The sequence below is a fragment of the Pseudomonas sp. HMWF021 genome (genome assembly GCF_003061005.1).
In the GTDB taxonomy this organism is placed as follows: Bacteria; Pseudomonadota; Gammaproteobacteria; order Pseudomonadales; family Pseudomonadaceae; genus Aquipseudomonas.
Genome location: NZ_QAIK01000100.1, coordinates 1 through 1,034, shown reverse-complemented (window position 1 = coordinate 1,034; position 1,034 = coordinate 1). Strand labels below are relative to the sequence as shown.

The following is a 1,034-nucleotide window of genomic DNA, read 5'->3' as shown; positions in this document are numbered from 1 at the left end:
GGCCATAACCCCGCTGTTTACTCAAGTATTCGCTTTCACCGCCGAAAATGAGCATGTGGAACCGCCGTGCCGGTTGCCACGATTCACCCCCATTATTAGAACATTCCGAGCAATTGCTGCGATCAGGGAGGATCCGGTGGCTCGGCCAGGAGCTGTCCATGTCTCAACCTCGTGCCCGGATCGCCTCGCAGCTGGGTCTAGCGCTCGCCGTGATTCTTGCGATTGTCATCAGTGGCAGTACGGTGTTCGCCCTGCGTTCGCTGGATACCGCCAACCTTGCCACCCGTGAAGAGCACCTCGCCAGTGAGGCGCGGCTGCTGGCCGACCAGTTGAGTACCTTCCACGGCACGCTGCGCGAAAGCACCCAGCGCCTGAGCGGGCTGTTCGAGAAGCGCTTCAGCGCGGGCCTGAGCATTCACCCGGATGAGCCGGTGAGTGTCGCTGGCACCCAGACGCCGGGCCTGCACCTGGGCAGCGAAGTGCTGAACAACAACTTCAAGGAAGTCGACGAGTTCAAGCAGATGACCGCCGGGGTCGCCACCCTGTTCGTGCGCAGCGGCGAAGACTTCATACGCGTCAGCACCTCGCTGACCAAACAGGACGGCACGCGCGCTATCGGCACTCTGCTCGATCACGCACACCCGGCCTACGCGAAGTTGATGGCCGGGCAGGGTTACGTCGGCCGCGCGCTGCTGTTCGATCGTTCCTACATGACCCAATACACCCCGGTGCGCGATGGCAGCGGCAAAGTGATTGCGGTGTTGTTCGTTGGTTTTGATTACACCGATGCGCAGAACGCCCAGTTCGCCAACCTCAAGCGCTTCCGTATCGGTCAGAACGGTTCGCTGGCGTTGCTCGATGAGCAAAACAAATGGCTGGTCGCCCCGGCCGGTGTGCAAGCGCTGGATCAGGCCGTTCCGGTGATCAAGGGGCTGGCGGCGAAACCGGGCAAAGGTGAGTTCTGGAGCGACACCGATGAAGATTTCTACAGCATCGCCGTACCGTTCGACGGCGGGCCGTGGTCGGTGGTGGCG

Annotated in this window: 1 protein-coding gene; it reads left to right on the top strand. The window is 61.8% G+C overall.

Annotated features, from left to right (window positions below; all coding sequences use genetic code 11):
• Window positions 1-158 precede the first annotated feature (158 nt).
• Window positions 159-1,034 (top strand): Cache 3/Cache 2 fusion domain-containing protein (locus DBR18_RS13310; RefSeq protein WP_177482381.1); only part of this gene is annotated, 876 nt, incomplete at its 3' end.